Annotated in this window: 11 protein-coding genes and 1 pseudogene; 1 reads left to right on the top strand and 11 read right to left on the bottom strand. The window is 36.0% G+C overall.

Features of this window, described 5'->3' with window-relative positions:
* Positions 1-2408, top strand: a 2408-nt coding sequence (locus AB5618_RS19530) for a hypothetical protein (protein WP_368367001.1), incomplete at its 5' end; no start/stop codon positions are given.
* A 6-nt stretch (positions 2409-2414) separates the two neighbouring features.
* Here the strand turns inward: AB5618_RS19530 and AB5618_RS19525 are convergent.
* The 11 genes and pseudogenes from AB5618_RS19525 to srtB form a co-directional block, all read right to left on the bottom strand.
* On the bottom strand, positions 2415-3422 hold the full coding sequence (locus tag AB5618_RS19525) for an ATP-grasp domain-containing protein (protein WP_148462712.1): 1008 nt from the start codon (positions 3420-3422) through the stop codon (positions 2415-2417).
* Positions 3423-3449: 27 nt separating this feature from the next.
* Positions 3450-4433 (bottom strand): KamA family radical SAM protein, encoded by a 984-nt coding sequence (locus tag AB5618_RS19520; RefSeq protein ID WP_148462713.1) that lies wholly within the window; start codon positions 4431-4433, stop codon positions 3450-3452.
* A gap of 92 nt (positions 4434-4525) precedes the next feature.
* Positions 4526-4700: pseudogene (locus AB5618_RS19515) on the bottom strand (peroxiredoxin); the annotation flags it as partial.
* 539 nt (positions 4701-5239) lie between these two features.
* The gene (locus tag AB5618_RS19510) at positions 5240-5560 is read right to left on the bottom strand and encodes a transposase (RefSeq protein WP_243880104.1); all 321 of its coding nucleotides are present in this window, start codon (positions 5558-5560) and stop codon (positions 5240-5242) included.
* Positions 5561-6682 carry an IS110 family transposase gene (locus AB5618_RS19505; protein WP_243880102.1) on the bottom strand — a complete coding sequence of 374 codons (1122 nt, stop codon included), beginning with the start codon at positions 6680-6682 and terminating at the stop codon, positions 5561-5563.
* A gap of 144 nt (positions 6683-6826) precedes the next feature.
* Positions 6827-7141 (bottom strand): hypothetical protein, encoded by a 315-nt coding sequence (locus tag AB5618_RS19500; protein ID WP_368367000.1) that lies wholly within the window; start codon positions 7139-7141, stop codon positions 6827-6829.
* Between the two features lie 312 nt (positions 7142-7453).
* Positions 7454-7897: a DUF4179 domain-containing protein gene (locus AB5618_RS19495; protein WP_368366999.1), complete on the bottom strand. Its 444-nt coding sequence runs from the start codon at positions 7895-7897 to the stop codon at positions 7454-7456.
* Entirely contained in the window at positions 7887-8450 is a 564-nt protein-coding gene (locus tag AB5618_RS19490; RefSeq protein WP_148462715.1) for an RNA polymerase sigma factor, read from the bottom strand. Before AB5618_RS19490 ends, AB5618_RS19495 begins: the two co-directional genes overlap by 11 nt.
* 289 nt (positions 8451-8739) lie before the next feature.
* A complete protein-coding gene (locus tag AB5618_RS19485; RefSeq protein ID WP_368366998.1) occupies positions 8740-9021 on the bottom strand; it encodes a hypothetical protein in 282 nt (93 codons plus the stop codon).
* Between the two features lie 24 nt (positions 9022-9045).
* Positions 9046-9507, bottom strand: a complete 462-nt coding sequence (locus tag AB5618_RS19480) for a hypothetical protein (RefSeq protein WP_148462717.1) — start codon at positions 9505-9507, stop codon at positions 9046-9048.
* Positions 9508-9727: 220 nt separating this feature from the next.
* Positions 9728-10456 carry a class B sortase gene (srtB, locus tag AB5618_RS19475; protein ID WP_178090647.1) on the bottom strand — a complete coding sequence of 243 codons (729 nt, stop codon included), beginning with the start codon at positions 10454-10456 and terminating at the stop codon, positions 9728-9730.
* Positions 10457-10496 lie beyond the last annotated feature (40 nt).

The raw sequence follows: 10496 nt of genomic DNA, 5'->3' as shown, positions 1-10496 counted from the left end.
TTGAAAAAAACAATAACGAGGACGTGGTGCCAGAGCCTTTCTCAATAAATCATTATGATAAAATTAATGAAGACAAACGGAAAATCATGGACAATATTTTCTCTTATCGAACAACGTCACATGCGATTATTGTTTATGGAGAAAAAGGATTAGGAAAGCGAAGCTGTATTCAACGCTTCCTGCATGAAAAGAAAAAGGTTATAAGGGTATCTCCTAATGCTGAAAATCGATTTCAATTAGAACCAGTTATGTCAGCACTTGAATTAGATACAAAGTATCTGTCGCATAATTCGGATTTATGTTTTGAAGATCAGATTAGAAAAGAATTTTTGACCATATGTAAAAAAGAACCGTTGATTATTTATGTTGAACGATTTTATGATCTAGATTCTCAGACTGCCAAATTTCTTTCCGAAACAACGGAAGCATTATTAAATCGCTTTTTGCATTACCAAACGTTTATGATATTCGAGTTAGACATTGAGGAAAATACGAATGTCCTTGTTCCGTTTTATAAATTACCTCCTAATCATACAGACTTTATATGTTTTGATAAACTTTCTGTAGATGATTTAAAAACTTATTTTTTTAATGTCTTAGGCGATATTACAATATCAAATGAAAATCTTGCATATATTTTGAATTCTTCATTCGGAAATATAATGTATTTAAATATAGCAATTAACTATTTAAAAGGGGAACATTATATACGATGCGAAAATGGAAAATGCATATGTGACAAATTGCCTTCCGGTATCTTGGCAGATGTTTTAAAAGAATTTATTCTTCAGCGTTATGACAAACTTGATGATACATTAAAAGAAGTACTTTCAAAATCATCCATTATCGGAAATGTTTTTAATGCGGAATTGCTTTCAAAACCATTTCAGATTATTAATGCGGATGATATGCTACAGAAAATCGAAAAGATATCTCAATTAATTGTTCGCCCAGACGATAAAACTTATTCTTTTGAAACCAATGATGTATATCAGTTAATAAAAAATAGTGTATCACCAGAACAGCAAAAAGAGTGGCATGAGATTTTGGCGAATTATTATAAAAAATTATTGAAAAAGGAGCAGCAGCGTAAAAGGACAAAAACAGTAGAACAAGAAATTGCGGCATTGTATCCGATTGCAAAACATTATAAGTATGCACAAAATTATAACGCTGCGATTATGTTTTATATTGAGTTAATTGCAAAATATGAGCGAATATCTGATTATATACATGAATTAGCAGCAGTTCATGATACGAAGTATATGTTGGAATATGTCGATTTGGATCGTTTGCATTTAGATTCCTTAGAATATGATGTTTTTAAAGCAGAAGCAGACTGCTATAGAAATATGGGTGATTTCCTTAAAGCTTATCAAATCTATGAAGAATGCCTGAGTTATCTGGATACAGACCAATTATCAGACACTGTAGTAGAAGTCCTTTACCAGATGTCTTATTGTCTATATATGAATGGTAAGGTAAAAGAGGCAGTCGCAAAACTAAATCACTTGAAAGAACATTTTGAAAAAAATAGTATCTGCAATCATTGGTATATAAAAGTATTATCGTTATTAGCATCTACTTGCGATTCAACTGGAGATATAAAAAGTCAAGAAAAATATTATGCAACCGCATTAGATTATTACAAAAAAAATCAGTATGAGCAGGAATATTATGTTCTGCTTCGCATGGCGAGCATGGTTTTTGGAGAAGAAATCGCAATTAACATGGAAAAAACGGCAGAAGCATTTTTTAGAAAGCAAAAGTCTACAAGATATCTGGCAGAAGTTCTTCACAACATTGCCACAGACTACTTGTATATAGATGAGTTAGCGAACATTTCTGAGCCGATTAACGAATCCATCGAATTATTTGATTCTTTTGGAAGTATTGCCGTTCATTGTCCGCTGAATACAAAAGGAATATTAAAAATGGTATTGGATAATGATTTTATATCTGCCCTTACTATTTTTGAACAAGCGTTACAATATGAAATGGAACCTTATTCTGAAATTACTATTCGAACAAACATTCTTAATTGTATGAATGTTTTGGGGACGCATGATGAGGCATTAAAGCAACTAAATCGAATCGATCAATTAATTAAGGTACAGGAAGCACAGCACATTCCAGTATATGCGATATATCACAATTTGAACTGGGCATTTTACTATTTTCATATTAAAGAATATGAAAAATGCTTGGAAAAACTCAAAACATGTTCAAATCTGGAATATATAGAACCACGCTTTAGGTATGTATATAAAGTGCTAACGTACAAAGCAAAGAAAGCGATGGGACTAAAAACACGTAACACAGCTGGAAGCGCACCTAAAAAAGTATACAAAAAATGCATAGAAAATGGTTTTTATTTTACAACGCTCCGCTTTTATGAAAGCGTTTAAGACAGATTAGGGGAGTTTAATCCCCTGTCTGTTTTTGTAACGCAGTAAAGCATTGTAAAGTATTTCTTCTAATATTTTCCCAAGATTATATTTACTATATTCACAACATTTGGCAAATCCACTTTCAAAATCTACATTTGGCAGTGGTGTGATTTCTAACAGATAATACTTTCCATCCGAATCCACCCTGTAATCGATTCTGCTATAATCATGGCATTCTAAGAACTGGTGAAGCTTTTTGGCATCCTCTTCCATACTGTTAATAATATCTTCATGTAAAATAGCGGGAATTTTAGTACAGGTATCGGAATATTTATCTTCTGCACTGAAAATTCCTATATTTTTCTTTCCTTTTCGGATAATTTCAACTGTCCCAAGAGATTTCGTTTTTTCGCCGTCATATAAAAGTGCAACCGTAAATTCTCGCCCGTCAATATAGTTCTCACATAACAACGTTTGCTGATATTCCGCACTCAATTTCAAAAAAACTTGTTTTAATTGCTCTTCTGAATTTGCAAGCATAACACCAGAACTACTCCCCTCATAATTGGGTTTTAATATCCAAGGTCCCTTTACTGATTTGATAGCCATTTGGACATCATCCATACAATCAATCTTACAGTACGTAGGTGTTGGAATTTTAAGATATTCCGCTATGATTTTCGTATGTAATTTATTCAAAGTCAGATTTAAGGCATAGGCGTCTGAACCCGAATAAGGGATATCATTTATTTCAAACAGAGATGGCAACCATCCTTCTCTGTTTCTGCTGAGAATACCTTCAGCAGTATTCATAACAATATCAACTTCTGGAAACGTTCCATCCATAAACATTTTATTAATTTTTTGATAGTTTCCTAATAGATATACAACATGTCCACGTTCCTCAAGGAGTTCTTTTATCATCTTAATTTCAAATAGCATACTAAAATCACAGTGAGAAAAACCTTCTGCAGAAATGCTATAATCCTCTTTTACATCGTATGCAATTCCGACACATAATTTTTTTTTCATATTAATCTCCTGCTACTGTACTGTAGTTTATTTTACATTTTTGTAAGAACACTGTCCGTTGCTATTTGAAAAATAAAAGATATCTTCATCAGTTCCACTCATCGAACAGGGTGCCAGTATCATCTTCCCCATTTCTGGTGTGTCCACAACAAATTTGGGGATAGCGAAACCGCTGATTTGATTACATAATTTATTAATGATATCAATACCTTTTTGAATATCAACGATATAATCTTCACAGCCTTTCACCTTGTCACATTGATACAGATAATAAGGCTTTACTTTTATTTGAATTAGTTGTTGAAATAATTTTTTTAAAATATCATAGTCATCATTAATGCCTTTTAATAAGACCGACTGACTTCCAAGCGGAATCCCATTATTTGCCAGCGCCAAGATGGCATCTCTGCTTTCCGACGTTAATTCATCCGGATGATTTATATGTATATTTATATACAGATGATTAAACATTTTTAGAGCCTGAATTAGTTCAGTATTTATTCTTTGAGGAAGCGTGATTGGAATTCTGGTTCCAATTCTCATAATTTTTATGCTGTCTATTTTTTCTAATTCCTGTAATATAGCAACAATTTTGCTGGTATTTAAAATTAAAGGATCCCCACCTGTTACCAGAATATCCTCTATTTCAGAGTGTTCTTTTATATAAGCCAGTATTTTCCCAAAATTATCAAGACTGATTTCTCCACTACGGGTAAGGCGCTGTCTCGTACAAAATTGGCAATAACATGCACATTGATTGGTTGCTATTATAACGGCCTTATTTTTGTATCTATGAATAAGATTCGGAACAGGAGTGTATTTATCTTCACAGAGATAATCGTCTGCAAACTGAAAATTACACTCCGCTGTGGGGGGGATAAACTGTTTTTGAAGAGCCATGCTATGTGTGCTTTTTATTAATTCATCCATATATGGCGTTAAATGGAGTATTCTTCCACTGGCAGATGTATCGTTTGTTACACAGTTTTGCAGTTGTTCTTCCCAAGTCATAGTCCAATCTCCGTTGTTCTGTATTCTAAAATAAAGGATAATTTGGAATTATCCCATAATAATTATAGCAGATATTTCCAGAATTATCCATACTAATAAATATCGTAGCATAAAATTTTCATTCCTTTTTCATTCCTGCAATTTGTCCTTACTATTCTTATAGAAACTTTTCCATAATTTTTCTTTCCGGACATCATATGCTTCAATCACTTTATGTTTCGGATCTGATAAGAGAGTAAATGCCAGTCCATATTTTTCTTCAAACCTTCCTATTCTGTCAAGCCTAAATTTATTGATTTTATAAGCTTTGACGATTTTTATTTACCTCAAAAACAGAGCCGGGAGTGATGGATATCGTAGTATCATGTACCGAATAGCTGATAAATGGATATAGTTTTAAAAGCATCCCTTTTGTTTGCTTTATAAAGGCTATTTTCCCTCTGATCAACTATGATGATGAACCTTCCGTGTCTAAAGGGATCATGTCCCAACTTCCTTCGTCCCATCTACCATACACTGAGTGCCAGCCAAGCTCCTAAACAGGATCCATGCCCCATGGTAAACACCGATGCCGGCTACAGCTCTTGTTTTTTTCTGTTCGATTGTTACTGACCTGCATTCATCTATTATGGTACTGATTTACTCAGTGGACGCTATACCATTACAGATTCCTGTTAGTCTTTTGACTGATGTGGTCCGTTTCAGACCTCATCGTTTACGGGTTTCTATTCCAGAACCCTGTCCAGTCTCCAATTCGGATTATTACAGCCTCGACAGAGTTCTGGAAGCATTGACTGTTTTGCTCTTTATGCTGCTTTTGCGGCTAATGCAGCTTTTGGCCGTTTGATGTCCTTTAACATTTTTTGCGGATCATAGTCTCTTCCTGTCTTCAGGATGGTGTATATTACTCTTAATATCTTGCAGGCTATCACTATCAGGGACTGCATCTTTTTCAGCGGGTTGTCAGCCCGTGTTGTGTAATATACATGCAATTCTTTAAATTCTTCGGCATGGGAAACTGCTGATCTTGCCGCCTGGAACAGCCAGTACCGGAGCCGCTTGCGTCCCCTGTGACTGATCTTTGTCTGCCCTTTGTGCTTACCTGAACTGCCTGCTACAAGACTCATTCAGCTTAATTTCTGGATCTCTTTTACATCATCAAATCTGCTGATGTCTCCCATTTCTGCCACAATTCCGGCTAAAATATTTTCACCCACGCCTTTGATCTCCAGGATATTTTCTGTATAAGGTATTTCCATGCATTTTTTATGCAGGGTATTCTCTATCCAGGCAAGCTGTTCATCCAGTTTCATGATTTCTTTCGCAAACCACTTCACTGTCTCACGACCGACACTGGATCCATCTTTCAGTCCTACGTTTTTTTCTGCATACTCCACGATTTCACTGGTTCTGCTATAGCCGCGTCCTCTTAGCTTCGCTTCATGCCAGATGTTCCTCAGACCTTCTGTCCCCAGTTCTGTAATCTCTGATGGAATGCACGGCATTTTCACTACTTCCAATGCGAATGCACCATCGATTTTTCCAAATGCGTCCATGTATTCTGGAAAATAGATTTTAAGCTCCCTGTGAAGACGATTAATATTTCTAATACGGTCTTCTGTAAGCTGATCCCTGAACATCGAAAGTCGTCTCATGTCTGCATAGATTTCTTCCGGGAGATAAGGCATTCCGTAATTCCCATCTTTTACAAGATTCGCAATCAGTTTAGGATCCTTTCTGTCATCCTTGAGCTGGCTGTTGTCTTCGATTTCCTTGCTCTGTTTTACAGCATATGGATTCACCTGGACAACGCTGATTCCAGCCGTGATCAGCCATGCAGCCAGTGTAAACCAGTAGTGGCCAGTCGGTTCAAGCCCCAAGACAATCTGGCTTTTTCTATTCTGTACTGCAAGCTCCAGCATCCATGCTTTAGCTGCTTCAAAGCCTTCTGCTGTGTTACTGAATTCAAATGCTTTTCTGCTTAATTTCCTTCCTCGGATGTCGATTGCTCTTATATAATGAGTTTCACTGCCTATATCGCATCCAACTATAAGCATGTCATCCGTGATAAAGGAAAGTTTATCATTTTTTGCAAATTTACCGTTTGTTTCCAGTTCTCTCCAGGTATACGATTTTAATTCTTTTTCAACACCTTCAATCCGCTTGCAGAGTTCTTCTTTTGATAAAAGATTAACTGCCTGATTTTCTACATTTGCTTGCTTTTTTGTCTTATTTGTTTTAACATTCATTTCAGATACCTCTTGTACTTTAGATTTTTACTAACTGGCCGGTCAGTAATAATCTAAATTTACTTGAGGTATTCTTTTTGGTCAATTCCTTTTACTCTTTAAAGTATACAGGAAGCTCCTTCCCATTCCTACTACATTTCCGATTTAATTTTGTAAATCAACGGTAATACCATCTCCAACTGAAACCGCTAGGTCTTCCGGTGCCTGGTCTTCATCATATACCGTTCCTATTTCTTCTATGTAAGCCTCTTCTGATTCTTTCTGCTCATAGGAAACCATTTTTCCTGTAGTTCCTGAATAGTGATAAAGCTGTAGCGTTAACTGTTTTGCATGATCCGAAATCCCCAAATCCTGTAATTCAAAAATTAGATTCGGTTTATCGTAGGAAGTGAGACTAAAAACATATTCATTTCCTAAATCATCCTTCCCGCGAAGCCAGAATTCATCTTCATTTGTCATATCGGAATATGATCCAGAAATGGTACACCCGAAAATATTATATTTCATTTCTGAAATCAAAAACGTCTGATTCTTCTCAATTGGGATAGACTCTTGAATGTCAATTTCTTTTGTGTCCGCCTGCAGTGCTTCTGGATCTGTTGTGAATGAAAAACTATATACATCCCTTTCCTCAACCTGCTCATTTTGATTTTGGAAAGTTCCTATTTGAATTTCAAACTTCTGGAAATGATCAGCTCTACTTCGATTAAATTTCGCTACAAAGTATTTGGAATTTATTTTTTCTGATCCGCTGCTGTTATCAAGCGAATATTAATTTTCTAACGCTAATGACTTTCCATTAACAGCAGCCTGAACACTGCTCATGGAAATGTCATTTTCGCCATTTACATCCGTCAGGGAATATGCAATCCAAAGACTTTTTGCATCCGCTGCAACTTCCTCTAACGAAACCGCAATCCCATTTTTTTCGATTGTCTTTTGAATTGTTTTCACATATTCATCGGTTTCCTTCTCAATTCCCAAAATCCGGCCAATAAGAGAAGTCATTTTATACCAGGCTGCTTTTACCTCATTCTGATGTGTAAGACCACCACCAATAGCAGCCACTAATATGATACAAGCCGCTGCTACCCGTATGTAGTGCTTGACTCTTACGATTTTATTTTCTTTCCACGGTTTCGCCGCCTGATAAATGTATTTCTCATCTATATCCTCAAATACTGTTAAAAAATCCCAGCCTTTATTATCCCTCATAGCCAGCCTCCTTTAATAAACGATAAAGTTTTTTCCTGTTGCGAGCCAAAACTGACTTGATCTTACTTTCCCCACAAGCATGTCGGTCTGCTATCGCTTTTATGGGATCCATATACCAGTAGCGTCTAATAAAAATATCCCGGTCACGTTCCGAAAGCGTTGATAAAAAGTGGTCAAATAGTTTTACAAGTTCTTTCTTTTTTAAATAGATTTCAATATCAGAAGAAATTGCACTTCCGATTTTTTCCACTTCCCCAGCAATATCTTCCATATGTGAATCCATCCGTTTCTGAGCATTTCTTTTACGATAACGGTCGATTGCTGTATTTCTTGTTATTTTTGAAACAAAGGAAGACAAAATAGATGGTCTTCTCGGAGGAATGCTGTTCCAAGTAAAAAGCCATGTATCATTTACACACTCTTCAGAATCTTCCCTGTTGTATAAAATATTGTGTGCAACTATATAACACATATTTTGATATTTATTTTGAGTCTCTACAATTGCATTTTCATCTCTGGCAAAATATAAGTTAATGATCTGTGCGTCATCCATCCTAAGCTATCCTCCCTTTTTATCTTATATCACGTATTTTATTTCAATTGGTCGCATGAAAAATGTAATTTTTTTATTTTTTTGCAGAAAAAAATATTATTTTGGTTTTATTCATTAGCTCACCTTCCCTATTTCCTTTTCCAGCCACAAACAGTGCATCTTTTATTTCTATATACATGATGTACGGAAACATTTGTTTTAATAACTCTTCTAACAGAACACTTCTGGTTTGTACATTTATACACAGCAGAATATACTTTATAATAACATATCTTGTTTAATATTCCCCTTACTGGTCTATTACTTCTGTCACATAAGCTCCCTGACCATCTACTGCAATAACTTTTTCTTTTCCGTCTTCTGTTTCAATAATCTGCCCTACGGATACCTGATCCTGCGGTCCGCTGGTGCTTAAATCCGGATCTTCGTCAAATGTAGCCATCGGGTACATTACCCTCTCTCTATTTGCATTGAAAAATTCATGCAACTCAATTCCGGAACTAGCTGCCACTGAAGCAGTACCAATCAGCATACACGCTGCCACGCCAATCCAAAATTTTTTTCGTTTCATTTAACTGCTCCTTTCTAATTGCAATTACTTTTTATATCCACAAATACTACAAGTCTTTTTCAACAATGGGTATCTATGCTTACTGCAGCGAACCCATGGGCTATAAGTTTTAATTCCTCTGCGTTGACACTTATTGCATTTATTAGAAATAATCAGCCTTTCTTTATAACAGGTTCCTGCTGTTCCTACTGTTTGAAAATCCGTTTTTTTACCCACAGCTTCTAAATATCTCGCCGGGTGTTCACAGGGCGCATTTGTCACGTATGAAGAAATCTCTTCAACCGGTTCTGTTACAAAAGATCCGTCTTCATTTACTTTGACAACTCTTTCCTTTGCGCCAGTTTCTGTTACATAAATGTTTCCACTGGTAATTACTTCCTGCACTTCCTTTTCCGCTCCCATTACAGGAATACCCTGTCCTGTCATATTTCCCATAATTGTAACACTTGTCATAATAATTGCCATCCACTTTTTTAATCCATTCATTCTGTTTACCTCGTTTTCTTAAATTTTTCCCTATAAGTTGTAAGTAAAATTTTTTAGAGTCCTCCCTTCAAAGTTTCTTTATTCTTTTTTCACCATATATCACGTAAAATTTCGGTATCAGTTGCATACCTGCTAAAATAATTTATTTTTAGTCTTAAAACATAATTTCCGTATTTTCCTGACGATATAAAGTAATTTATGGCATTTTATTTTCCTGGTATTAAAAGACTTCCATACTTATACCCTCACCATTTGTCTCTGACTCTTCGCTTTCCTCTGGCAGCTCACAGAAAAGAACCAGGCGTTTCGAAGAGTCTGAACCACATGTAGATAATAAAAGCTGCTGCAGCTCTACCTGCTCTCCCAACCAGAAAATGTCACTATCCGCATTTACATATTCGCATCTTATTACCGAATAGGTCAAGGACTGTCCATCCGGCAGATATAGGTACACTTTATTGTGTGTTTCTAAATATTGCTCATTTTCGTACTTGTGCAGCCCCTGGAACATACTGCCATCTTTCATATTGTGGCCATATAGAATGCTCTTTCGGTTGGAAAAATCCGGACTATTATCTTTATCCAGAAAAATGCTCCCAGCTACATGTTCTGTCTTTTTAAAGGTATGCTTCAGATAGAATTCGTTGTCTGTCCCTTGCACAACCGGATAATCAATCTTGGTGTCCGGAATCCGGATCCAGGCAATGATCTCCGGATTTATTTTTTTCAAAGCTTCAAAATCCACAGTAACGATTTCTTCCTGATTTTCCTCTGTGTCTTCACCATCTGCATTTTCTTTTGGTTCTTCCACGGTAACATATTCCCGAAGAGTGTCATATTCCTCTTCCCCATCCCGGTACATAAGATACGTTCCGATTCCCATACAGATTCCAAAACCAAGCAGCATCAGGCACACAGCCACGATTCCCATTTCTTTTACCTGCTTCATAATTCCCTCCATTTCCAATTTTTTACACGAAAAAAGGACC

This window comes from Ruminococcus sp. J1101004sp1_RTP21198st1_B9_RTP21198_201120 (genome assembly GCF_040924245.1).
In the GTDB taxonomy this organism is placed as follows: Bacteria; Bacillota; Clostridia; order Lachnospirales; family Lachnospiraceae; genus Blautia_A; species Blautia_A faecis.
The sequence above is the reverse complement of the archived record's forward strand: the minus strand, read 5'-3'. Positions and strand labels throughout refer to the sequence as shown.